Here is a 25,723-nt window from a genome sequence, read left to right as displayed (position 1 = left end):
AATGGATACTAATATTAAACAGTTAAAAGCACTAATGCAATATACAGCCGGCTGTATTGAAGCCCGGCTGCAAACCGTATTTGGCAATGATGCCACTTATTTACCTCCGCTTTTGCCTCAGTTGGAGCGAAACGGCAGCGTACTTGAAACGCTGATTGATGACCACAACCTGAGCAGTAATGAGGTTATAATACTAATGATGTCCCTTGCCCCGCATTTACAGGTTGAATTTTTTGATGAAATTATTCAGCCCTACATGCGCGAATCGGGTGATTTTCAGCAGATAGGAGGCGTCAGGAGCCGTAACGGGAGAAGCTTTTTGCCTACCGGACAAACAGCGGTTTTTGTTTTGGCAGGTGATGATATAGATAAGCGGCTGGAAGTTGCTCAATTATTTCACCATCATAGCGCGCTAAGTAAACATCATATTTTGCATTTGGAAGATGTACCCGAAGGCGAGCCGGCTTTATCAGGCAGGTTGATATTACAGCCCGAATATGTTGAGCTTTTAATTATCGGTACCGAATCTATCCCCAAATTGAGTATGAACTTCCCGGCCCAGCACCTGGAAACTACTTACAACTGGGACGACCTTGTATTGAACGGCACCACCCGCAAACAGATTGCCGAGCTTGAAAGCTGGGTAAACTATCAGCAGGTATTAATGACCGATTGGGGTATGGAGCGAAAACTGAAGCCTGGTTACCGTGCTTTATTTCACGGCCCTCCGGGAACCGGCAAAACGCTCACGGCATCCCTGCTCGGTAAGTATACCGGTAAGCCTGTTTTTCGGATCGACCTGTCAATGATCGTATCTAAGTTTATTGGCGAAACAGAAAAAAATCTATCCAAATTGTTTGAAAAAGCGGATAATAAAAACTGGATCCTGTTTTTTGATGAAGCCGACGCGCTTTTCGGTAAGCGTACCAATGTTAAAGATGCACATGATAAATACGCCAACCAGGAAGCATCGTACCTGCTTCAGCGCGTTGAGCAGCACAATGGCCTGGTTATTTTGGCTACCAATTTTAAAAACAATATTGACGAGGCTTTCATGCGCAGGTTTCAGTCGGTTATTAATTTCCCGTTGCCCAATGCTGATGAACGGCATACCATCTGGCAAAAATCATTTCCGCCCAAAGCCAACCTCAACGGACATATTAATCTCGAGCAAATCTCCCGTAAGTATGAGCTTAGCGGCTCGGGTATTTTAAATGTGGTGCAATTTGCCTGTTTGCAAATGCTGGCCCGTAAGGAAAGCCGTATCACATCAGAGCTGATACTGGAAGGTATAGAAAGGGAATACACCAAAGAGAACCGGGTTTGGTAATACCAGCCTTTCGCTGCTACAAGGCTGGTACCCATAATTTATACAACCGAATCCATGATCTGTACATTGATTTGATTGATCAGGCTTAGCATTTTTATGTTAGCCTGGAGCCTGGTTTCACTTCAGTAATAAAGAAAATTTAGCTTCCTGCTTATTGATGCGATTTGCTTAAAATTGAATAAATTTAGCAAATCATCACCTATCACAATTCCGTGGCATTCACAGGAGATGATTTTGTTATGGTTTTGTCTGTAATTATCTCAATGGCAATAAAATACTGTGTGTATGTTTAAATATATATCGATATGTTTTATTGTTGTGTTTTTTGCTTCAACTGTATTGGGGCAAAAAAAGATGGACATTACTACCATTAAACTTAATCTTGATAATCAAAAAAACAAGGCCGATACCAATACCATAAAGCTGCAGATACAATTAGGCAGCTATTATCTCAATAAACCAGGCGAGCATAAGGAAGTGCTTGACAGCGGCATCACTGTTTTTAATAACGCTATACAAATGAGCGTAGCCATCCATTCGGCAAAATGGCTTAACGAGGCAATGATGCTCAAAGGTGCGTCCTATTTAAAACAGGGCAACCTTAAACAAGGTAAATCCATTTTTATGGAGGTAGTTAACTACTACCGCAAAATTGGTGATAAATATAACGAAGGTAAAACTCTGGCCCGTTTGGGTGACGACCTGTCTATAGATAATGCAGCTGCTATTCCTGATAAAATAAATAGTTATGAGCAGGCCCGTGCTTTATTTCAACAAACCGGTCATAAACTGGATGAGGCCGATATGAACAAAAATATAGCAGACATTCATCTTAACGAAAAGAAGTTTGATCTGGCCGAAACCGAATTACTTAAAGTGCTGGCCCAATACAAAGCTATTGGCTATAAAAAACTTCACTACACTTATCACTCTCTTGCCGAGGTAAGTAAGCAAAAGGTGGATTTACATAATGAGCTTTTATACAGGCATGAAGTTATAAAAAGCATGAACGCCACGGCTGATACTGCTTTAGCCGATTTTTACTACGCTAAACTGGCATTAGTGTATGCCGATCTGAATAAATATGATCAAAGCCTTGTTTACATTATCAAATCGGCAGATATCCTGAAAAAAAGAAAGCAGTATGAAGATTTTTACGGATACCTGAGTCTTATCATTTATGATTTTATTACGGCTAAAAGGCCTAAAGAGGCGCTGGCGTATCTTAAACAGGCGGTAATTGATGTGCCGCCAAAGATACTGGCCCAACAGGTTGATATGTATGAGGCCTTTGGCAATATTTATGTTGCCATGAAAGATTATCCCAAAGCAGAGGAGTACTATCTGAAAATGATGGATGTATATAAGGTCACTAATTTTAGCAAAGACTTTTATACCACTAATGAGCAAATGGTTACCGATTTTGTGCACTACAACGAAACGATGGCCGGTTTTTACTTGCTTACACAACAGTTTAAAAAAGCCGGAATTTATACCCGGCAAATCCTGTCATTGCCATCAAACAAAATAAGGCCTATCACCCTTACCAAAATCCATAATATGCAATTTAGGGTTGATTCGGCCTCGGGGAGCTATGTATCGGCAATAAAGCATTTCGAGGTACATAAGCGTCTTGACGATTCATTGTTTAATGCTATTAAAAACAAGCAGATAGAAGAGCTTGATATCAGCTATAAAACCAAGGAGAATAAACAGTCCATAAGGTTATTACAGGTACAAAGCAAAAATCAGCAGGCCGAACTTCAAAAGGTGAACATGCAGCGCAATATCACTTTTGGCGGCGTGGCTATGCTCATCATTATAGCGGGTTTGGCATTTAACGGTTACAGGCACAAGCAGCGGAGCAATCAGCAATTGCAGTTAAAGCAAACAGAAATTAATAATCAGAATTTATCGCTGCAAAAATTGCTTAATGAAAAAGATAACCTGCTTGACGAAAAAGACTGGCTGTTGAAAGAGGTGCATCACCGGGTAAAAAATAATTTGCAGATTGTAATGAGCCTGCTTAACACACAATCGGCATTTTTAAAGAATAATGCTGCACTTGCCGCTATTCGTGAAAGTCAGAACCGGGTGCAGGCCATAGCACTTATCCATCAAAAGCTGTACAGCAATTCGGATGTGTCGTATATCGATATGTCGGTTTATATTAATGAGCTGATCAGCTATCTGGCAGATTGCTATAACCCTGGCGATCGGGGCATTCGTTTTGAGCAAATAGTGCAGCCTGTAAAGCTTGATGTGGCCCAGGCCGTACCCGTTGGCCTTATTTTAAATGAGGCCATTACTAATGCCATTAAATACGCCTTCCCTATGCAAAGGGGCGAAATTAAGATAGCCCTACAACTGGCCGAGGAAACTATTATACTCACCATAGCAGATAATGGAATAGGACTGCCAACTGATTTTGATATTCAAAATGCAAGTTCATTAGGAATGGAAATGATGAAAGCACTGAGTAAGCAGTTAGGTGGTTATTTTAAAATGGGAAATTGCGACGGTGCTGTAATTACCGTGGAGTTTAGGGCCGAGAAGCAGTTAAACAATCTTGAACGAAAAACTTTTGTAGCTAATTGATAATATGAACAAAAAGATATTAATAGTTGAGGACGAGTCGTTGGTGGCGTACGATTTGAAATTAATATTAACCCGTGCCGGTTACAAAGTTTGCGGCATTGCCGATTCTGTACCAGAAGCACTTGAAATTATTGAAGAGCAAAGGCCTGAGATGGTATTGCTTGATATATTTTTAAAAGGAAACCAAACAGGTATTGACCTGGCCAAAATACTTACATCAAAAAATATAGCATTTGTATACCTGTCGGCTAACTTTCAGGAAAGCATTCTCGAGAAAGCAAAGGCTACACAGCCTTACGGTTTTTTGGTAAAGCCATTTCGTGAAAAGGAGCTCCTGATAACTCTTGATGTTGCTTTTTACAGGCATCAAAATAGTATTGAATCAAAGCTGCGCCAGGAACAGGCTCTTGAACAGGTATTTAAAAATATAGTTGCCGAACCGATAGGCTGGAAACAAAAATTGTTGAAGATAGCAATGAGTATCCAGCCGCATGTACCGTTTGATTATTTAACCACTACTATGAAAAACGGTATAGGTTTTCCCGGTAATGCCATCTCGTTTTTGCGTACAGGGTTTGATGAGTACCAGTTGATAGGTACAGATGAATTTGTGAACATCACAAAAACTAACAGGAACCAGCTTAAGCAAATGCAGGAGGACAGCCCGCGGACTACCAAAGCCGATTTTTATAACGCGGGTAATTTTGTAAAGATCTGGCCGGAGTTTCCGGTTAAAAAACTTATTGCCCAGGTTTTTAATATGCAATCGTTTTTAGGATTGCCTTTACTTTCCTCAAGCGGAGACGTTATTCAGTTTTCGTTTTATAGCCGAAAAACAGATTGTTATACCAATGACCATTTGATTTTGCTGGACCGTTTGCATCGGTCATTATTAATGGCTATAGAGGAGATCATCCCGATTGATGCGCCTGAGCCATCAACAAGCAGAATTGACAAAGGAACTGAAACTGAACTAAGTGAAAAAACAAAGGCTACAGGTTTTAAGAACATCATTTGCAAAAGCCACCAGATGCTTACCGTGCTTGATCATATTGGCATAGTTGCACCACTTGACACGTCGGTGCTGGTTTTGGGCGAAAGCGGAACAGGCAAAGAGCAAATAGCTAAGAGTATCCATTATCTGTCGCTGCGTAAAAATAAGCCTTTAGTGGTAGTGAATTGTGCTTCTATGCCGGCTACGCTTATTGAGTCGGAATTGTTCGGGCACGAAAAAGGTGCCTTTACCGGAGCTGTTGAAAAGCGTACCGGAAAGTTTGAACTGGCCGATGGCGGTACCATTTTTTTAGATGAGATTGGCGAAATGCCTGCCGAACTGCAGGTTAAATTGCTGCGCGTTTTACAGGAGCAGGAGATTGAGCGTATTGGTGGTAAAGGTCCTATTAAGATCAACGTACGCATAGTTGCGGCTACTAACCGTAATCTTGAAAAAGAAGTTGAGGAAGGCCGTTTTCGGCTCGACTTATATTACAGGTTATATGTATTTCCGATAATAATTCCGGCTTTAAGAGAACGTAAAGATGACATTCCCGTATTAGCCAATTATTTTTTACAGCGATATGCACAAAAAAGCGGCAAAGCGATAACAGGTATCTCGCCCAATGTGATGAACCAGTTGCTTGAATATCATTGGCCTGGCAATGTGCGGGAGCTTGAGCACTTTATTGAACGCAGTATACTGTTAACTGATGGCCCGGTAATAAAAGATGCCTACTTGCCAAAGTTGCAGGGAAAAAAAGAAAGTCCTGTTTATAACGAGGTAACATCCGATAAATTGAAAACCATTGATGAGCATGCCCGCGACCATATTTTGGATGTGCTAAAGCGCTGCAATGGCAAAATAAGCGGGAAGGATGGGGCCGCATCCAAATTAGGCTTGCCGCCATCTACCCTGCACTCAAAAATGCAAAAGTTAGGTATTAAAAAGTGGGAATAGGTATTTACTTTAAACAGTGTTTATAGTAAATAGCCGATATATGCGTTTTAAATAACTCAAGATGGCTGGCAAATTTCATTCTTGAAAGTTTTTCATTTTGTTCTTCAAATTTACGTTTGATCTGAAAACGATCTTACTGACGAGGTGGGCTCTATCATTTTGATAATTTGCATCTCCCAAAATGATAGAGGTTGCTTTGATCAGGTGCCGCCAATAGTTGTTTACGGGCTATTGAAGATGATCTTGAGGTTTTTGGCACAGGTTTAGTTTGCTACGGGCTTTTACCATAAAGTTAAAAGCCATGGCAATATTTTATATCATACTTAAAATAACCACTTTATTAGCAGCTATTATTCTTTCTGTCTCTGGTCCGAAAAAGAAGAAAGCACCCCCTAAAACAGAAATGAGTGGGGTTGCTGTAAACCCGGACGGCTACCTGGAGCATTTTAAAACCAGCCCTGAATACCATCAGCCGGTTCAATAATTATCAAAATAACTTGTTTTGAAAATAGAAGCCTTTCATTTTGATAGGCTTTTTTTATGGCCTGATCCGTCGATAAAAACTAAAATCTTCATTTACACGGCCTAAACCGATAAATGGTATAAGTGTGCCATAACGGGCATTCTTTTGGCATTAGGGTATGTACAGTTATTCAACAAATCCGTGCTGATAACTGAAATAAACATATAAAATGGAAGATGAACGAATTATTGTAAGGCCGGCTATTCCGGCCGATGTAGTGTTCGCCGATGAAATTATCAGGGAAATGGAAAGTTCGGCCATAGCAAGGGGCTCGGGTATTTCCAAAAGATCGGCAGCCTCAGTAATAGAAAAGATCGACGCCGGCAAAGCCATAGTTGCCGTAACGGAAAATGGCGAATGGGTAGGTTTCTCCTATATAGAAACCTGGGACAACGGAAAATTTGTATCAAACAGCGGCCTTATCGTATCACCGCAGCACCGTAACCAGGGTGTAGCTTCTGAAATTAAGGACTGCATTTTTAACCTTTCGCGCAGCAAATACCCATCAGCAAAAATATTCAGCATTACATCCGGCCTGGCCATTATGAAAATGAATACCCGCCTTGGTTTTGAACCGGTAACCTATGCCGAAGTAGCACGTGAACCTCGTTTTTGGGATGCCTGCAAAAGCTGTGTAAACTATGATGTGCTGCAAAGTAAAAATCGTTGCAATTGCTTGTGTACCGCCATGTTATTTGATCCTCAACTAAACTAACCTTTATGATAAAGACATTGAATGAGCAGCCCGCCACTTCTTTGGTAGGACATACGCTGCCTTTAAACCCGCATTTTTTTAGCGAGTCTGTTGTGCTGCTACAGCATATGATCAAAATACCGTCGCTTAGCGGCGATGAAAATGCGGTTGCTGATATTATACAGCAATACCTGCATGGTTATTCGGTTAAGGTAAAACGGCAGGGGAACAATATCTGGTGCTTTAATAAATACTATGATGAAACTAAACCGACAATACTGCTTAACTCTCATATGGATACGGTTGTGCCAAACGAGGGGTACACAAAAGATCCGTTTTGCCCGGAAATAAGCGAGGGGAGACTTTACGGGCTTGGTAGTAATGATGCAGGCGGTTGTGTTGTATCGCTCATTGCCGCCTTTCTGCATTTTTACAGCTACCACGGTTTAGGTTTTAACCTTTGTCTCGCCATCACTGCCGAAGAAGAAAACTCAGGCGAAAACGGTATTAAATCAATCCTGCCGCTGCTGGGCAGGTGTGAACTGGCCATAGTTGGTGAACCCACTTTGCTGCAAATGGCTATTGCTGAAAAGGGCAATCTGGTTATTGATTGTATAAGTAATGGTCGCCCGGGCCATGCTGCGCGTGAGGAAGGTGATAATGCTATTCATAAATGCCTGCGGGACCTGGAGTGGTTCAGTTTGTACCAGTTTCCGCAGCAATTGAAGGGAATATCTCCCGTAAAGATGACGGTGACCACCATTAAAGCAGGTTCTCAGCATAATATCGTACCAGGCAGGTGTGAGTTTACTGTGGATATCAGGCATGATGATACCTTTTCGCAAAACGAGATTGTTGATATTATTAAAAGGAATGTATCGTGCCAGGTAAACCCGCGCGCCGGATCGCTGGGGGCATCATCGGTATCTCCCGAACATCCGATAGTTAAGACGGGGATTGCAGTTGGCTGCAAAACCTATATTTCGCCTACCACGTCCGACCAGGCCTGGTTATCTATCCCTTCGGTAAAGATAGGCCCCGGCGATTCGGCCCGTTCACATTCGGCCGATGAATTTATTTACCTCGAAGAGATCAAGAAGGGCATCAACTTATATGTACGGCTGCTGGAAACACTGCCGCTGATGCTCATCAATAATCCAAACAAATACAAAAATGAAATCAAGCATATTAATAATTGATGACGAGGTAAAGCTCAGCGAACTGATGGCCCGTATTTTGGTACTGGAAGGATATAACGTGATCCAGGCACCTAACGCAAAAGCCGGTTTACGCCTCATTGAGCGCGAGGATGTAAGGGTAGTGTTAAGCGATGTAAAGCTGCCCGATGCTAACGGGGTTGAACTGGTGCAGCGTATCAAACAAATAAAACCCTACATCGAGATCATTAACCTAACAGCCTTCGGTACCATCAGCGATGGGGTGCTGGCCATTAAAAACGGGGCCTTTGATTATTTAACCAAGGGTGATGATAATGACAAGATCATTCCCCTGGTGAGCAGGGCACTTGATAAAGCCAATTTACAATACCATATTAACGAACTTCAAAATGAAGTGGAAACCCAGCACGGTTTCCCGATAGTGCTTGGTCAATCACCCGCCATACTGGAGGCAGTTGAACTGGCCAAGAAAGTAGCCCGTACGGATGCTACTGTTTTGCTTTTAGGCGAAACCGGCACAGGTAAAGAGGTATTTGCCGAAGCCATCCATTATGAAAGCCTGCGTAAAGATAAACCCTTTGTGGCCGTTAACTGCAGCGCCTTTAGCAAGGAGCTCTTAGAGAGTGAATTATTTGGGTACAAAGCGGGAGCGTTTACCGGTGCACTTAAGGATAAGAAGGGTTTATTTGAGGAAGCAAGCGGCGGTACAATTTTTTTAGATGAGCTTGGCGAGATGAGCCACGACTTGCAGGCTAAACTGTTAAGGGTACTCGAAAATGGGACTTTTATTAAAATAGGAGAAACCAAGACTATTAAAGTAAATGTACGCCTTATTGCAGCCACTAACCGTGATCTGCAAAAGGAATCAGAAGAAGGGCATTTCAGGCTTGATCTGTTTTACCGCCTGTCAGGGTTTTCGATTGTGCTGCCGCCCTTGCGGGATAGGATAGGGGATATTGAGGTGCTGGCCAGGCATTTTATTAAACTATATTCGGCCAAAGTGAAGAAGAAGCTGCCCAACGTGGATGAGAGCTTTTTTAAACTGCTTAACCAACACAAGTGGAACGGTAATATCCGCGAGCTTAAAAATGTGATTGAACGGGTTATTATCCTGATGGATGAGCCCATACTTACCCCAAAACTACTGCCTAACGAATTTCACAACGGCGGGTATTATGACCTTGTAGCGCTTGATCTGGACAGCGTAGAACGCCACCATATCCGCAGGATCCTGAAGTATGTTAAAGGTAACAAATCCGAAGCCGCGAGGGTACTTGGAATTGGCTTAGCTACCCTCTACCGTAAAATTGAAGAGTACCACATTATCATGAACTGATCATGATAAACAATTAAAATTATCGTCATGTTGAACTTGCTTCAATACCTCACTCGCTAAGCCGGCTGATAAGCAAATCGCCCACCTATCCCGTGGAGTGCTGAAACAAATTATCCATGACATGATTTTAGAAAAACTGTCATCCTGAGGTACGAAGGATCTTCTTCAACAAGCATGGCCGCTATACAAAGCGAAGAAGATGCTTCGTACCTCAGCACGACAAAGGGGCAAATGTGATTTTCCCCTTCAGAGGCCTCGGATTTTAACCATCTGCTGCCGCAAGCGTCCTCGCTTGTGGCCCGCGTTTAGGTCAACAACTCGATGAGTCGCTTGCATAGCTTAGCATAAAGCCCACAAGCGAGGACGCTTGCGGTAGCAATTGACGCTTGTGGTAGCGATGAGAGGTCTCGGATTTTTAAACTCAGCATGAGAAAACCACCATCTCAAAATGAAAAGGATCGTTCAGATATCCACAAATAAAAAATAAAGTAAAAACTAATAAACTGCTGATAATCAAATTGACCAGAAATATTGCAGACGCTTTGGTACAGCAATTGGCAGGCGTGCCATAATTAACGTAGGCCGGAACAATTAAACTAAACACTGCAAACCGTCCCGGTCGCGAACAAATAATCTCATATTCAAAATGAAAAAACTTCTTTTATTTATTGCATTAGGCCTTACACTACTTTTAGCCTACGCCCAGGCAAACGCTGCATCTTTACCAGACAGCACCATTGTTAAAGACACCGTAAAAACCAAACCCGAGCCATTTGCCTTTGGCGATTTCACTTGGCTTAACGGCAACGACCGCCGTCACAAAGCTTTGCTTGATACCAAATATTTCACTGGTCGTTTCCTGCTTGATTTTAACTATACCGCATCAAACAATAACCCTATAGACCACACCGTGGTTGGTTCAACCGCCCTGGCACGCGATCATGAGTTTGAAATATCTACAGTAGCTTTCGGCGGAGATTTTCATTATGATAACGTGCGTGCCAGCCTATTGACCCAGTTCGGTACCCGGTCGACCGTGGTGCCCCGTAATGACTTTAGCGTTACCCGCGGTCAGTTTGACCTTACTACGGCTTACCGCTACCTGAGCGAGGCCAATGCGGGTTACCACTTTAATGTATTGAATGGTATTAACGTTGATGCGGGTATCTTCATGTCGTACGTAGGTTTATTCTCGTATTACAATGCTGAGAACTGGGCTTACCAGCCATCGTTCACCAGTGATAATACGCCATGGTTCTTTAATGGTGTACGTGTACAGATCTTCGTATCAGACAAACTGAAAATTGAGCCTTGGCTGATCAATGGCTGGCAGTCATACGGTATGTTTAACAGCAGGCCGGGTATTGGTGGTCAAATCCTTTGGCGTCCTAAAGAGTGGTTACAGGTATTAACCAATAACTATTACGGTGCAGATACTCAGGACAAACCGGGCCGTAAACGCTTTCATACCGATAACAGTGTGGAGGTACGTTATTACAAAAACACTAATAAAAACAGCTTCGTAAACAGCGCAGCCTTATCCATAACAGGCGACCTTGGCGATGAAAAAGGTGACGGTGTTAACGGCTTCACATCAGATCCGGTTAAAGGCCCTGCACAATACTTTGCAAGCGCCATGTTTTACCACCGTATGGTAATGGCTAAAGGTCATTTAGGCTGGACTTTTGGCGGCGGTGTAATGAATAACCCCGGCCGTTACCTGGTGCTTTATCCAACCGGCGATGCAAACCCGATCCCGGCAGTAGGTACAGGTGCTGTTGGTACTCATCCGTTTTCGGCTAATCCCGGCGATAAATTCAAAGCTTATGATTATTCAACCACTGTGGATCTGATGCCTAACGATTACCTGACTTTCAGGATGGAAGTTGTTCACCGTCATGCTAACGTGCCATATTTTGCAGGCCACGGCGGTGTTACATCGCCCGATGGTTACAATACTACACCACTTGATGGTACCAACTTTACCCCAGATCTGGTAAACTCAGAAACAAGATTTATAGCTGCCCTGCTGGTTCGCTTTTAAGTAGTAAGCAGATTATATAAACGTATTTTAAAACCGCGATAACTTATCCCGTTTGGATTGTAAGGGTAGGTTTAGTAAAGGTTGGAGGCCGGGTTTTGCCGCCCGGCTTTTTTATGCCCTTAATTTTTAAATAAGTAGTAAACAAAATGAAAAATTCAATTAAAATGATCATCATCATGATGCTGATCGGTATACGGGCAAACCGCCTTATGGCACAAAATGAAAATGTAAAGTCAGGAATTTATTTAACTGCCCAGGATTACAAAGCCGATAAATTGAGCTACGTGCCTGAAGAGGGTACAAAACTGAAACTCAATGATTTTTTAGGCGGTAACCACATCAGCCTTACCTCCGCAGGGAAAAAGATAAGGTTATCAAAAAGTGAAATTTTTGGCTACCGCGATGGAGGTAAAGATTACAGGCTTTATCAAGATGAAGCTTACGAAGTGATTGATACAGCAGGGTTCATACTTTACTGTCATGTACAGTTAGTCCCTCAAGGTAAAGGTTATGCCCGGGCCGAGAATTATTTTTATAGCACAGGTATTGCCGCGCCTGTTTTAAACTTAACCATAGCCAACGTGTACAGGAGTTTTCCGGAGCAAAACGATTTCAGGTACAGCATCCGTAATTACTTTCATGGCGATGCCGACCTGATGGCTTATGACAGCATTAACCGGGAGTACCAGATCAAATACCTGTATTTTGAGCATCAGCATGCAAAAGGCACTCAACACGCATCCTTATAAATAAATTAACTATTGATTTCCTAACTAAACAGCAAATCCCGGCGCGAGGCCGGGACTGTTTACTTTTCTAAAGCCTGTTTAATATCTGCTATTAAGTAATGCGGATCTTCCAGACCAACGTACATCCTGATCAATTGGTGATGATTATTTTCGGCAGAGTATTCAGCCTCACTAAATGAAGCAATGGCCGGAACAGCAAGACTCTCGTGTCCTCCCCACGAAACTGCCAGGAGGATATGTTGCAGACTATTGCAAAATGTTTCAATCTTACTAAATGTGCTATTTTTTAAGGTAAGGCTAAATAAACCTCCGCAGCCCTGCATTTGCTGGCTAACTAATTCGGCTTGTTTAAATTGCGGACTAAAAGGCCAGATCACATCCTGTACAGCCGGATGGGTGGCAAGCCATTCTGTAACGATCCGGGTGCTTTCAAAGCTGCGTTGCAGGCGGAGCGGTAACGTTCTTAATCCGCGCAAAAGCAGCCATGCCGAATGGGGGGAGAGTGCGGGGCCTGTGTTCATGAACTCATGTTCAAAAAGTTTTTTAAGCATGGCCTTGCTGCCTGTAAGCACACCGGCTACCACATCCGAATGACCGCCTATGTATTTTGTGGCCGATTGCGCCACCAGGTCGACCCCCATACTAATAGGTTGCTGGTAAAGTGGGCTGCAGTAGCTGTTATCGATCATGGTTATGATGCCGTTTGATTTGGCAAACGCGGTTACTTTCCTGATATCCTGTAGCTCATAACAAAAGGTATTAGGGCTTTCAAGGTAAATTAAGCGGGTTTGCGGAGTTGCAGCTTTTTCGAAATTTTCAAAAACTGTTCCGTCAATAAACGTGGTGCTGATACCAAATTTGGGCAAAAAGTCCTTAAATAGTTTGATGGTCCAGCTGTACAGGTTATCTACAGCTATAATATGATCGCCCGATTTTAACAGCGATAAAATAGGTACGCTTATGGCGCTGATACCACTGCTGAACAAAAGGGCGTCTTCAGCACCGTCTAAAGCGGCAAGTTTTTTTCTGAGTATATTGAGTGTTGGGTTTTGCCCCCTCGAGTACAGGTTGCTTTCAAATTCATCACCCATGGCTTCCCTAAGCCCTGCAACATCTTTAAAACTGAAGTTGCTTGATTGCATTATTGGCGGCGAAACGGCGTTGAAATAGTTTTCTCTTTCCTCCCCAAGTTCATTTAAAATAAATGAAAGATCCATAATTAAAGTGTCGTAATAGGTTTTTGGCTTCGTTTAGTGATATAGTAAATAATGAGGCCTGCAATAAATGCACAGATGCATATTAAAGCAGCCTGCGGGTTTTCAATAAAAATACTGATAGTAACAAACCAGTAAGTGGTAATAAATATGACAGGGATAACCGGGTACCACTTCATAATATAGATGCCGGTATTGTTAAGCTGTTTTGTTTTGCGCCGTAAAATGAAGATCGTAATAGCGGCGGTTGAAAGGCCAATAGTATCAAAGAACATTACATAGCTTAATATGGTTTGAAACGAATTGGCAACAAATAAAATAACGAGCACTGCTCCAACAAAAAAGGTAAGTCCAAATTCCTGTACCTGGGTTTGGCTGTTTACACGTTTAAAGCGGGCGGGCAATATACCATCTTCGGCCATGGCATAGTAAACACGGGGATTAGCCATAATATTTACATTAACAAAAGCCAGTACCGAAACAAACATGAGCAGGGATACTATTTTATAACCTGCTGCACCAAATAAAACCCCGGCAAGTGTCGCTGCAAGCGTTGTTTTTTGCTGAAGACCGCTGATGCCTAAAACCGAATAATAAGCAAAGTTGATAAGCATGTACAATGATATCACGGTAGCTATCCCAAAAAATATAGCTTTAGGAATATTGATTTTCGGGTTTATAATATCGCCTCCAAAATTTATAGTTTGCTGATAACCGCCATAGGTGAAAAATACGGCTACCAAGCTTATTCCGAACGCACTTATATTGTTATTAGTATGGTATGCGATAACTTCTTTGGCTGTATGAATGTTGCCTTTAAACACTGCGGCACACAAAATCAGGATCATGCCTATTTTAAAAAGTGTGAGCACATTTTGGGTTCGCGCACTCATTTTAATGCCCAGGTAGTTAATTATATACAAAATAAGTACGGAAGTTATGGTCATGATCTTGATCCCTGTATCATTTTGCAGGCTTTGAGGCATGATAACCGGGTTAATATATTCTGCCCCAATGAGCGCTACTGCAGCAACCGAGGCCGCATTGCTTATCACCAGCACCCAATTGATCATAAAAGCAAAAGCAGGATGAAAACAATATGAAAAAACCTTGTAAAAACCACCTGTAGTAGGGTAGCGGGCCCCAATTTCGGCAAAGGTTAATGCCCCGCACAGGCTTACAGCGCCGCCCAGCAGCCAGGCCCCGAAATATAAAAGGGGTGTGCTTGAATTTTTTGCCACCTCGGCCGGAGCCGCGAAAATACCCATGCCTATTACAAGGCTTACAACAATCATTGAAAGATCAAAACGGTTAAGTTTTGGCGTTATACTCATGTAGCTTTAAAATATCAATTAACCAGGGGAACGACAAAATCTAAATTTAGCATTAATTCAGTACTAATTGATACGATAAAAGCTTTTAATAACTGCAACTTTGGTTTTTATTTTGAGGTGCCTTAGCAAATAAATGTTGCTGTTTTGAATGTTTTGTAACAAATTGTTGTTAAAAAAGCCAAAAATGGAAGCCATACATTATATTTACCCAGTCACTTTTAAATGTTTATGACGCAAAGTTAAAATATTGGTAATTAATGGAATAAATTTGCGGTATTTGGATAAAAAAGGATAAAAAAGTGCATCTTTTATAAAGATATCCTGATTTTGACTGATGGCTGAATAAGCAAAAAATAATGGGCATTTAAAAGGTTGGATGTACTAAACCTTAAACCTGAATTTGAGAACGATGATGAAAAAAAAGATATCCATTAAGGATATAGCTAAACTTACCGATACGTCAATAACAACCGTTTCGTTTGTTTTAAATGGTAAGGGCCGCATTAGCAAAGAAATCAGCAAAAAGATATTAGATGTAGCTCAAAAAAATGGGTATGAACCTAATCGTATGGCGGTTGGTTTGCGTACCGGCGTTTCAAAAGTTATAGGGCTGATAGTAGAAAGTATTGGCGGACCTTTTTTTGGTGAAATGGCAAAGGTGATAGAGGAGGAGGCCGAAAAGGGAGGCTATCGCATTATATATTGCAGCACAAATAATAACCTGCAAAAAGGCAAGGATATGATCAGGATGCTAAGCCAGCAACTGGTTGACGGCTATATTATTACGCCAATGAAGGGTTTGGAAAAGGATATCCAGAACCTGGTTGATATTGAAAAGCCGGTAGTGCTTATCGATGGATACTTTCCCGGAACAAACATCCCGCACGTTTTGGTTGATAATTTTGCAAGCGCTTACAGCGCAGTTGAGTGCTTTGTAAGATCGGGGTATAAAAACATAGGTATGGTAACAGCCGACCTGGGGCTCATTCAGCTTAATGACAGGAGCCTGGGTTATAAGGCTGCTTTAAAAGACAATAAGTTGAAAGAAAGCAGTAAAATGGTCTTAAAGATTCCATTTGATATGGATAAACATGAAGGAGTTGAGGCCGTTAAAGCTTTTATTGAGAAACAAAAACAGATGGACGCTGTGTTTTTCACTACCAACTATCTGGGTACAATGGGTTTGCAGGCCATCAAAGATCTTAAACTCCGGATACCTGAAGATCTTGCTATGATCAGTTTTGATGATAATGAGGTTTTTAGTTTATATCCGCCGGGAATTACTACTATACAGCAGCCAACCTATGATATAGCAAAATCGGCAATCGATATTTTAATGGCGCAGATCAATACCCACAAGCTTGATGCTTCAAAAATTGATCTCCAGATCCCATCAAAATTGATTGAAAGAGGGTCAACTTTAACCAAAGCCTCAGCTTAGTATTGAGTTTGTGCTTGGCAAACAAGGGTTTCTGAACTAATCAATAAAACACTTATTGGTCAGTTTTTGGATTTACAGGCCGTCAAGCCAGGACAATATAAAGGGGGAGGGCCCTTTTAGTGGCTCAGGCGCTTCATGGTTCTTTTTTTGATAATATTGATAATTAAAACCAACGCCTGCTGATCTTCAAACAGCAGGCGTTAGTTTTAAACACACTAAAATTCAATTAGTAATAATATTACAAAGGATTGTGTTTTAATGATAAAACGTTTTATCTATATTTGAGCGGTTTTAACTACTATCAATCGCAAAACCATAACTATTCATGAAAAAAATATTTATTTTATCACTACTCTTAATTTCCGGTTCACTGGCCCACGCACAGGAAGTTTTTAAACAAAAGGGCTACCAGGTAACTTTTATCAATAAAGATGCGGCATTCAGCACCGATTTGAAAGACAGGCTGATCAAGACCTTTTTTGAGGTGTACCCTAAACTGGCAAAGGAGTATAACAAAGCAACGTCAAAAAAAGTAACGTTTGTTATCGACACTGCTTATGATGGTGTGGCTGCTACCGGGAATGATACTGTAGTATTCAGCGCAAAATACATGACTAAACACCCCGGCGATATTGATGTGGTTACACATGAAGTAATGCACATTGTACAGGCCTACGGCAATAGTGATGGCCCGGGTTGGTTAACGGAAGGCATTGCCGATTATGCGCGCTTTAAATTTGGTGTTGATAATGCCGGTGCCAAATGGGCTCTGCCTGCATTTAAAGCCACCCAAAACTATGATAATGCATACCGCGTAACTGCCCGCTTTTTGGTTTGGGCCGAGAAAAATGTAAAACCCGACCTGGTAAAAATATTGGACAAACAATTGCGCGAACATACTTTCACTAACGACAGCTGGAAAAACCTAACCGGTAAAACCATTGATGAACTGTGGGCTGCTTATGCTGCAAACCCTGTTATTTAAGGTTGATTTACTTATATTCCTGTAACAAATACTTTGTAAATTATTTTAGCGGACTGTTTTATATAAATTAGTTGCCTTATCACAAAATCAAAGGCTGTAATGTAAATAAACAGGAGAGCCGCTGCGGAGATAGAGAATTCCCTCAAACATGAGGAGCCAATGATATACTTAAAAGTACAAATGAAAAGATTACTTACAGCATTATTAATAGGTTCGGCCGTTTATAGCCAGGCTCAAACCAAAACAGAAAAGCTGGTTGATTATGTTAACCCCATTATAGGCACCCAACGCATGGGCCATACCTATCCGGGTGCTACAGTGCCGTTTGGCATGGTACAGCTAAGCCCCGAAACTGATACTGCCAGTTACGAGAAAGACGGCCATTACAATCCCGATGCATACAAATACTGCGCGGGATATCAATACGATGATAAAACGATAGTGGGCTTTAGCCATACCCATTTCAGTGGCACCGGTCACTCAGATCTGGGTGATTTCCTGATCATGCCAACCGTTGGTGCTTTGAAACTTAACCCCGGCACTGCTGATAAACCTGGCAGTGGTTATCGTTCTGCATTTTCACATCAGAACGAGGTGAGCGGGGCAAATTACTACAAGGTAAAGCTTGATGATAATAACATCACTGCCGAGTTAACCACCACCGCGAGGGTTGGTTTTCATCAGTATACTTTCCCTAAGTCGGATCAGTCGCACATTATACTTGATCTGATGGCGGGGATCTACAATTATCCCGATAAAAACGTGTGGACTTACGTTAGGGTAGTAAATGATTCAACTGTTGTTGGCTATCGTCAAACCAATGGCTGGGCCCGTACACGTACACTGTATTTTGCTATGAGTTTTTCAAAACCATTCTATCAGCATGGTTACAAGAAATATGACAAACGTGAAGTGTATGGTGGTTTCTGGGGTAAATTCAACCAAACCAAAAACTTCCCTGAAATTGCCGGCAGGCAGATCCGTACTTACTTCGACTTTAAAACCGAAGAAGGGGAGAAGATCAAGATCAAGTTTGCTTTATCGCCTGTAAGTATGGATGGCGCACTGAACAATATGCGCACCGAAGCACCAGGCTGGGATTTTGATAAAGTAAAGAACGATGGCCAGCAGCTTTGGGAAAAGGAACTGCATAAAATTGAAATCGCCGGAAGCAAGGAAACCAAGTTGAATTTCTATACTTCCATGTACCATACCATGATCAATCCTACGCTGTACATGGATGCTGATGGTCAGTACAAAGGCCTCGACCAAAATGTACACAAGGCCGATGGCTTTACCAACTATACTACGTTTTCACTGTGGGATACATATAGGGCATTGCATCCGCTGTTCAATATCATCGAACCGAAACGCAACACAGATATGATCCAGTCGATGCTGGCTCATTTTGATCAAAGTCCGGAGCATATGCTGCCGGTATGGTCAAACTCTGGTAACGAAAACTGGTGTATGAGTGGTTACCACAGTGTTGCTGTAATTGCCGACGCGGTAATAAAGGGCAATGTGAATTTTGATGCCAATAAAGCGCTTGATGCCTGTGTTGCTACAGCCCGCCACCGCGATTACGAAGGTATCGGTGAGTACATGGACAAAGGTTTCATCCCCGATGAAAAAAGCGGTGTATCGGTATCATCAACCCTTGAATATGCTTTTGACGATTGGGCTATTGCGCAGCTTGCCAAAAAATTAAACAGGAACGATATTTATGAAGAGTTTATTAAACGCTCTGAAAACTATAAAAATGTTTATGACCCGGCAGTTGGGTTTATGCGCCCTAAGCTGGCTAACGGCTCGTTTAGAACTAAGTTTGACCCATTGAGCACCATTAACGAAGGTTTTATTGAAGGCAACAGCTGGAACTATACCCTTTTTGCTCCGCAGGATCCTGAAGGTTTGATCAAGTTAATGGGCGGCGACAAACGTTTTGTACGCTACCTGGATTCCTTGTTCACCATGAACCTGCCCGATAAATATTTTGCTGAAACGGAAGATATCACCCGCGACGGGATCATTGGTAACTATGTACACGGCAACGAACCATCGCACCACGTAGCCTACCTGTACAACTGGACAGATAAGCCATGGAAAACACAGGAACGCGTACGCATGATCTTGCCGATGATGTACAAGCCAACCCCTGATGGTTTAGGCGGTAATGATGATACCGGTCAGATGAGCGCCTGGTACATATTTACGTCGCTTGGTTTTTACCCTGTAGCACCCGGTTCTGACCAATACTCAACCGGCAGTCCGGCTGTTGACCATGCGGTTATCAATTTGGATAATGGCAAAACATTTACCATCAACGTGAAAAATCAAGGCGCTAAAAATGTTTATGTGCAAAAAATGGTACTGAACGGCAAACCACTTGATAAGCTTTTCATTAGCCATGCCGATATCATGAACGGCGGCGAGATCACTTTTTACATGAGCTCGAAGCACAGGTAGAGATTGGAGGTTAGTGGTTAGAGATTAGTTCTTAAGCAAAAAATGCCTTTCCTGTGCGGAAAGGCATTTTTGTTTATCGGTAATGATAGAAGATTCCCCTGTCAAACGGTGTCCATACGCAGGCAGTTTGGCCGCATGATTTTAGTGCGTTATTGGCCCAGGTGTTACAGGTATAAAACATATTGTACTTGCGTTTGGCCTCGTAAAAGGCATCATTTTTATCATAGTTGGAATTTGTTTTTATGTTGATGACCTTGCCCCCGGCATCTCTTTTGAAACTGCTATCCACAAAGGCAACCAACCGTTTATACTGCTCATTGCTGATCATTATTTTTTTGCAGTCGTTATTTTCGGGCATAGCTTGGTAGTATGTAGCATGGATAGCAGATGTGCTTAATGCAAATGCCGCTTTAAAAGCTGTGCTGAATTTTAAATCAGCCCAGGTAGGTGTACTAAGGTAGAAGCCTTTGTCGCCCCAACCTATAGCCAAGTATTTGCCCGTGGTATCCCCGCTTACAGTATTTTGATAACTAATCTCCCTGCTCCAATCGGTAATATCGTTTTTTACAGGGACAACGATATCGGTATGATCTCCATTGGTTAATATGTAGATGGCAAGATCATTCGAGGTCGCTGCCTCCTTTTTGACAGTCCATATGGAAAACAGGAAAGCCGAGAAAAGATAGAGCAGCACAAATGCCACTAAGCCCAGCAGTATTCTTAAAATTACTTTTGCAATTTTTTTAACGGTTATCATAATTAAGGTTATCAGGTTTGGTTTACCTTAATTAATACAGGAAATACAATAAGGTGACCCTATTGTATAGTTCACCTTATTGTGTTGATTTATGCCGGCAAATTATCATAAAATTCGGCCCTTATTTGCAATAGAATGCTTTCGGCTTTTTGGAGGTCTGGTTTGTTGGGCAGGGGAGAGGTTCTATAAAGTTCATTGATGTGCTCCATTTTTTCGTCAACCATTTTCATTAACTCATCAAACTCAAACTCTCCATTGCGGATTTTTAATAGAAAATCTCTGTCGGGCCGGTTTACGATTACTTGTCCATGTTGTGCTATTTCTCCAGCCATATTAAGCAGGCGGAAAGTATGCATCATGTTTTTAGCATCATAGCTTTTACCGTGTGATAATGTACTTTGATACCGGGCTTCATTTCGCTTATCCTCCCATTCGCGGTATTCCTTGTACTCCTTGCAGTATACCGAATAGCCATCCTTATTAAAATTCATTACAGCCATCTGTTCTATCCCCTTTGGTACCGAACTTAGTTGCACATCATCGGCACCGGTGCAGGATATGATCCCTCTGAAAGTTCCGTTAGATAATTGCTTTTGATGATACAGCAGGTATACATTCCTGAAATGATCCAAACTTACCAGGCCGCATTGTCGCTGAGTAAAGTTGTTTTCCTTAAGCCAATCCTTTAACGATATGCTACCGTTATTGTGGATCACGTAGCAAAAATCCAATACCGATTTGCGTTCCTCATCTATCGGTTTATTTATCTTTTTATTCAGGCCACGGGCCTTCTTTATCTGCGAATGTGCGTAGCCGGCAAAAGTATCCAGGCAAAGTTTTGAAAGGAAATCTTCTTGTTTTATCAGATTCATCAGCGGATGGCGGTATGATACAAATTGTCCGGGCGTACTTAACAACTCCAGTATATTGGGGTTGTTTTTGGTAAGTAATTCCAAAAAACGTGCGATCTCAAAATATACCTCATCGTTGGTGGGGTTAGCCACCTGGTCGGTTTGGGTAAAACCGTATAGTTGTTTTTGGGGCATGATAAAGATGCCTTTCTTATCCGTGTCCGATCCTTTAACGTTGAGATTATAAGCAGTGCTTCCGCTGATACAATCAAGCAGGAGCAGTTGCGGGTTTTGTTGCAGATGGTCAAAGGTCATTATAGTATATATTTTCTGAACAATTGGTTCAATTCGTCCGGTTGCTTTTTTTCGGATGGAAGCAATGGTATCCGCTCTTTGCAATACGTGAGCGTATCCTGCAGCCATGTCTGTAGCAGCGGTACTGGTTTTATCAGTGTTTTTTCATCAGCAGTTTGCTTTTGAACAAGCAAATCATCTACCGTATCCTGAAAGTGCCTGTCATTTATCAGGTCCCGCAGTTTGCAAAACTCCATTGGGGGCACTGTTTGCCGGTCAACTATCCAAAGGCAGGCCAGTGTTGATCGCAGTGCATAAAAGTAACGTTTCAGTTTAACTTCATTTGCCTGCAGGTCATCTTGCAATGTATTAAAGGCCAATGACGAATAGTGATTGGCTGCGGCCCTCAGCGAAAAATATTCCGGCATTATGCTTCTTATTTCATCAGCAAAATCGCTATCCTCTCTATATACTATGGGCGATTGTACCCACTCAAACAAAGATATGTTTGATTTCAGGAATAGCTTCAACGCTTTGCGGATATCCCAGCCACGGATATCCAATACTTCGTTTATAGGCAGATCGATAAAATCAGAACTGTCTGTTATGCCGAGATAGTAGTTTACCGGACGGGCATATATAAAGCGAACATCGAAGTCGCTATCGGGCGAGGCAAAGCCCCAAGCCCGGCTTCCTGATTCGCAGGCATAAAGTATTTTTATGTCTTCGGTCTGCTCCAGTTCAAGAAGCTTTTGTTGTATAGTTTGTTTCATGTGTTTTAATGTTAAAAAATGAAAGAGCTACATGCAGCAAGTGGATTTCAGGATTCGAACCTGTCTTCATGTATTGCTACATGTTTCAACCAACGAAGTAACACCCGCTTACGGCATCTTCCATTATCTTTTTCCGAAGGAAAAAAAGTTTAATTAAAAAAATCAGGTAATAAAGAGCAATAAACAGCAGCGCTTTGCGTGACTGGCGAAGTAACGCTTGCTAACGGCATCTTTATTTCCGATTGCAACAGGTTTAGGTTAAAAGATTTAATAAACAACAGGTTAAAGGCAATTGCTAACAAGTGGTTCAGTCGTCCCATGCTCTTAACTTAATCTACTGAGCTACCTTAGCTTAGCGCTAAAGGCCGGATTTTTACCGGCGACCTTGGGGTTAAAAAGCGAAGTAATACTTGTTTACGGCACTTTAACCTGCTGTTCATTTAAAATAAGGGCTACTGTCAATAAGTCTTCTGCATCATGCTCTAACCAATTGAGCTACTGCAGTTGCCTGCAGGCCGGTCTCGAACCGGCAACCCTGACATCCCAAAACGAAGTAGTACTCATTTACGGCACCTTATTTTCTTTTTCATATTTTAAAAAGAAGGGTAATAAGTTATAAGTGCTTGCTTACACTGCATTCTAATCGTCTAAACTACCCTTTCGGGGCCGGACTCAAACCGACGTCTCAGTTGGGATCATCGAAGTAACACTTATAAACGACACCTTCTTTTATAAAGAGCAACTTGCGGTGAGAGACTTAGGGGACCTGCGTGGCGAGGACTCGAACCTCCATCACGGCTTGCGCCACAATGCCCTCCCCCGAAATTGGTTGCGAAGTAACTCTCACCTAACGGCATCTTTATTTCTTTAAATGCGGGGATGTTATCCTCCCCGCATGGTTATAATTCTATGTTGTTAATTATGCTTAAAGCTGAGTTTCCGTTTTCTATAGCTGCTAAAACATCAAAAACTTTATCACTCCAGCCCGCTATTAAATACACTTCGTTTTGTAGTAGCTGCAATGGTGCCTGGCCATAGCCCGCCAAATCAAACAGGTACAGTTTTGCCTTTGGTGCAATAGTGTTTTTATATTGCACCCACAGCGTTTGGATCTCGTCCGTGCTCTTGTTACTGTTCCATAACTGGCAATCGGTAAACAGCATTACCTTATCCATTTGCACGCGGCGGTCAAGCAGGTCTTTGATCACCAGGTAGCCATTGGTAGCGTAACCTACTTCGCCTTCGCGGCGGTAAAACTCCTGCACGTTGCTTAAAATGTTACCGCGCGGCACCGTGATGGTTTTCCAAAAGTTACCGAACATACCCACCTGCACATTGTTACAACGCGATTGCAGCAGCATAGCCAGCATCAGGCCGATATCATACAGCAATACTTTTGATTTTGCTGATATGGGTTTCTGCATCGAACCGGATACGTCGCAGGCCAGTAGCACCCGGGTATTTTCATCAAAGCCCCTGATATTGGCCGCGCTTGCCTGTACTGCTTTTTCTAAGGCATCCAGCAACTCGCCGGTGTAGCCTTTGTTACCTGTTATTGCCGCTTTTGCTACTCGTGCGATGTTTTGTACGGCAGAAGTTGGCGTTATCAGCTCACGGTATGCAGCCAGGTAGCGGAATGGGAGCTGTTTGGCCCTGGCTACCTGTTGGCCATCGGCAAGTGTAGCACACACTTTTTTAAAGTGGGCATAACTTACGCTTGCTTCCTGTATGTTGCGCAGGTTACGTAGCAAGGCCATATAACCTATTTTACCGCTGTCAACCAGTTCTTCCCATTTGGCACGGAACGCAATGGCTTTTGCTTCGGCGCCGTCAAAGTTCAGCTGACCCAGGGCCGAGAGTTCCGTTTCCCAGGTGTAGGGCGTTTGCAGTCCGTTTGCGGCTATCTTGTTAAAGATCAGCTGTTGCAAATCGTCCTTAGCCCGTGGGTGTACCAGGAACAAGGCATCGCGCATTTTTATAGCACCATCGCGGTTATATTTGGCAAACTGGTATTCGTCAAAGCGGTTAAACGCTTGTGATAAACCTTTTTGCATTTGCTTTGATAAGCGGTTGAGCTTTTTAGTACCCTTACGCTGGTTTAGTGTTTCGTAGCAGGCCAGCAACTCGGTGATCTCATCGGCTCGACCGATAACCCCGTCGGTAACCCGGGCAACCAGATCGTTGCCCGAGTGCAGCTTAGCCAATTCGGTAACCAAAACCAGCGGTACCGAACGCAAATACATTTTTGTACGTGCATAAACTGCCAGTTTACCTACAAATACCGGGTTGCATTTAGCTATTAAGTTGCGCAGACGCTCCATACGGGCCTGGTCTTTTTCATAAAAGGTGTCGTTTAAGCTCCAGGTAACTACCGTGGTATATAATTCCATTTCGGCAGTCATGGTAAGGGCTTTTGCGCCTTCATGATTTGTCGTTTTGGTTTTTACTTTGCTTAACAGGTTGAATTTCATTTTGAACCTCCTTTATTTCGTTTTGTTGATACAAAGGTTAGCGGCTACTGCGCAGTGTATTTGCGCAGTGGAAATTATTTTTTATTTTTTTTTAAATTTTTGATTTTGAGAGCTTGTTGATGAGCTGATTTCACGCAAAGGCGCTAAGCCGCAAAGTTGATATATTATGAGTTTTGACATTAAATTTATTCAATCTCAATTCTAATGTCTCACATCTAAAATCTAATTGTGAAAATATTTTTAATATTTATTTTTTAATTTAAATATTGTTTGTATCATTGCAGTATGAAAACAACAATATGTATACAGAGCCAATCACCCATACTGATTTATCAGAGGAGATAACTATGTATATATAGTAAGTATATAACAACATTGAAAAATCCTCTTAGATAAAAACTAAGGGGATTTTTTGCTTTACAGGGTAGTATATCAATTGGTCAGATTACCACATTTGGGATGTGGAGGCTCCCGGTTCGAGTCCGGGTTACCCTACTGATTTACAGCGGAAATATAGCTCAATGGTAAGAGCAGCACCCTTATACGGTGTCGGTTAAAGGTTCAAGTCCTTTTATTTCCACAACATGGCCGGTTGCCCGAGTGGTTCAAGGGAGTCCTCTGCAAAAGGAATGTCCGCAAGTTCGAATCTTGTACCGGCCTCTTTTGTTTTTTATGGCGCAATATTATTGCGCCTTGTTTTACTTACCTGGGTCTCCGGTTTGGATCCG

The 25,723-nt window shown here is 42.2% G+C and carries 18 protein-coding genes and 3 tRNA genes; 15 read left to right on the top strand and 6 right to left on the bottom strand.

What is annotated here, in order from left to right; genetic code table 11:
* Position 1 precedes the first annotated feature (1 nt).
* The 9 genes from MTO98_RS21660 to MTO98_RS21620 all read left to right on the top strand — a co-directional run bounded on the left by MTO98_RS21660 (position 2) and on the right by MTO98_RS21620 (position 12,406).
* The gene (locus MTO98_RS21660; RefSeq protein WP_243481067.1) at positions 2-1,330 is read left to right on the top strand and encodes an ATP-binding protein; all 1,329 of its coding nucleotides are present in this window, start codon (positions 2-4) and stop codon (positions 1,328-1,330) included.
* Positions 1,331-1,615: 285 nt separating this feature from the next.
* Positions 1,616-3,928 (top strand): sensor histidine kinase, encoded by a 2,313-nt coding sequence (locus MTO98_RS21655; protein WP_243481066.1) that lies wholly within the window; start codon positions 1,616-1,618, stop codon positions 3,926-3,928.
* Between the two features lie 4 nt (positions 3,929-3,932).
* Positions 3,933-5,882 (top strand): sigma 54-interacting transcriptional regulator, encoded by a 1,950-nt coding sequence (locus MTO98_RS21650; protein WP_243481065.1) that lies wholly within the window; start codon positions 3,933-3,935, stop codon positions 5,880-5,882.
* Between the two features lie 301 nt (positions 5,883-6,183).
* Positions 6,184-6,366 (top strand): hypothetical protein, encoded by a 183-nt coding sequence (locus MTO98_RS21645; protein ID WP_243481064.1) that lies wholly within the window; start codon positions 6,184-6,186, stop codon positions 6,364-6,366.
* A gap of 208 nt (positions 6,367-6,574) precedes the next feature.
* The gene (locus MTO98_RS21640) at positions 6,575-7,120 is read left to right on the top strand and encodes a GNAT family N-acetyltransferase (protein ID WP_243481063.1); all 546 of its coding nucleotides are present in this window, start codon (positions 6,575-6,577) and stop codon (positions 7,118-7,120) included.
* A 5-nt stretch (positions 7,121-7,125) separates the two neighbouring features.
* Positions 7,126-8,298 carry a M20/M25/M40 family metallo-hydrolase gene (locus MTO98_RS21635; protein WP_371825380.1) on the top strand — a complete coding sequence of 391 codons (1,173 nt, stop codon included), beginning with the start codon at positions 7,126-7,128 and terminating at the stop codon, positions 8,296-8,298.
* Positions 8,273-9,613, top strand: coding sequence for a sigma-54 dependent transcriptional regulator (locus MTO98_RS21630; RefSeq protein WP_243481062.1), 1,341 nt, complete (start codon positions 8,273-8,275; stop codon positions 9,611-9,613). Before MTO98_RS21635 ends, MTO98_RS21630 begins: the two co-directional genes overlap by 26 nt.
* Before the next feature lie 646 nt (positions 9,614-10,259).
* Complete coding sequence (locus MTO98_RS21625) at positions 10,260-11,657, top strand: outer membrane beta-barrel protein (RefSeq protein ID WP_243481061.1); 1,398 nt, start codon at positions 10,260-10,262, stop codon at positions 11,655-11,657.
* 146 nt (positions 11,658-11,803) lie between these two features.
* Positions 11,804-12,406: a hypothetical protein gene (locus MTO98_RS21620; RefSeq protein WP_243481060.1), complete on the top strand. Its 603-nt coding sequence runs from the start codon at positions 11,804-11,806 to the stop codon at positions 12,404-12,406.
* 59 nt (positions 12,407-12,465) lie between these two features.
* On the opposite strand, the gene MTO98_RS21615 is transcribed toward MTO98_RS21620, so the two are convergent.
* Together MTO98_RS21615 and MTO98_RS21610 are read right to left on the bottom strand one after the other, a co-directional pair.
* Complete coding sequence (locus tag MTO98_RS21615) at positions 12,466-13,623, bottom strand: PLP-dependent aspartate aminotransferase family protein (protein ID WP_243481059.1); 1,158 nt, start codon at positions 13,621-13,623, stop codon at positions 12,466-12,468.
* Between the two features lie 2 nt (positions 13,624-13,625).
* The gene (locus tag MTO98_RS21610) at positions 13,626-14,954 is read right to left on the bottom strand and encodes an APC family permease (RefSeq protein WP_243481058.1); all 1,329 of its coding nucleotides are present in this window, start codon (positions 14,952-14,954) and stop codon (positions 13,626-13,628) included.
* A gap of 409 nt (positions 14,955-15,363) precedes the next feature.
* On the opposite strand from MTO98_RS21610, the gene MTO98_RS21605 reads away from it, so the two are divergent.
* The 3 genes from MTO98_RS21605 to MTO98_RS21595 all read left to right on the top strand — a co-directional run bounded on the left by MTO98_RS21605 (position 15,364) and on the right by MTO98_RS21595 (position 19,849).
* On the top strand, positions 15,364-16,395 hold the full coding sequence (locus MTO98_RS21605) for a LacI family DNA-binding transcriptional regulator (protein WP_243481057.1): 1,032 nt from the start codon (positions 15,364-15,366) through the stop codon (positions 16,393-16,395).
* Positions 16,396-16,720: 325 nt separating this feature from the next.
* Positions 16,721-17,380, top strand: coding sequence for a basic secretory family protein (locus MTO98_RS21600; RefSeq protein WP_243481056.1), 660 nt, complete (start codon positions 16,721-16,723; stop codon positions 17,378-17,380).
* A gap of 180 nt (positions 17,381-17,560) precedes the next feature.
* Positions 17,561-19,849 carry a GH92 family glycosyl hydrolase gene (locus MTO98_RS21595; RefSeq protein WP_243481055.1) on the top strand — a complete coding sequence of 763 codons (2,289 nt, stop codon included), beginning with the start codon at positions 17,561-17,563 and terminating at the stop codon, positions 19,847-19,849.
* 73 nt (positions 19,850-19,922) lie between these two features.
* Here MTO98_RS21595 and MTO98_RS21590 read toward each other — a convergent pair whose 3' ends face one another.
* The 4 genes from MTO98_RS21590 to MTO98_RS21575 all read right to left on the bottom strand — a co-directional run bounded on the left by MTO98_RS21590 (position 19,923) and on the right by MTO98_RS21575 (position 24,995).
* Positions 19,923-20,606 carry a TIGR02117 family protein gene (locus MTO98_RS21590; RefSeq protein ID WP_243481054.1) on the bottom strand — a complete coding sequence of 228 codons (684 nt, stop codon included), beginning with the start codon at positions 20,604-20,606 and terminating at the stop codon, positions 19,923-19,925.
* Positions 20,607-20,695: 89 nt separating this feature from the next.
* Positions 20,696-21,772 carry a DNA polymerase beta superfamily protein gene (locus tag MTO98_RS21585; RefSeq protein ID WP_243481053.1) on the bottom strand — a complete coding sequence of 359 codons (1,077 nt, stop codon included), beginning with the start codon at positions 21,770-21,772 and terminating at the stop codon, positions 20,696-20,698.
* The gene (locus tag MTO98_RS21580) at positions 21,772-22,524 is read right to left on the bottom strand and encodes a nucleotidyltransferase domain-containing protein (protein WP_243481052.1); all 753 of its coding nucleotides are present in this window, start codon (positions 22,522-22,524) and stop codon (positions 21,772-21,774) included. The genes MTO98_RS21585 and MTO98_RS21580 overlap by 1 nt, the downstream gene beginning before the upstream one ends.
* An 899-nt stretch (positions 22,525-23,423) precedes the next feature.
* Positions 23,424-24,995 (bottom strand): TROVE domain-containing protein, encoded by a 1,572-nt coding sequence (locus MTO98_RS21575; protein ID WP_243481051.1) that lies wholly within the window; start codon positions 24,993-24,995, stop codon positions 23,424-23,426.
* Between the two features lie 421 nt (positions 24,996-25,416).
* Here MTO98_RS21575 and MTO98_RS21570 point away from each other — a divergent pair.
* From MTO98_RS21570 to MTO98_RS21560, 3 genes are all read left to right on the top strand, one after another.
* Positions 25,417-25,490 (top strand) — tRNA-Pro (locus MTO98_RS21570).
* A gap of 12 nt (positions 25,491-25,502) precedes the next feature.
* A tRNA-Ile gene (locus MTO98_RS21565) sits at positions 25,503-25,575 on the top strand.
* Positions 25,576-25,581: 6 nt separating this feature from the next.
* Positions 25,582-25,655, top strand: a tRNA-Cys gene (locus tag MTO98_RS21560).
* The last annotated feature ends 68 nt before the right edge of the window (positions 25,656-25,723 follow it).

Source organism: Mucilaginibacter sp. SMC90, assembly GCF_022811725.1.
Taxonomy (GTDB): domain Bacteria; phylum Bacteroidota; class Bacteroidia; order Sphingobacteriales; family Sphingobacteriaceae; genus Mucilaginibacter.
Note: the sequence above shows the minus strand (reverse complement) of the source record. Positions and strands in the feature narration are given on the sequence as shown.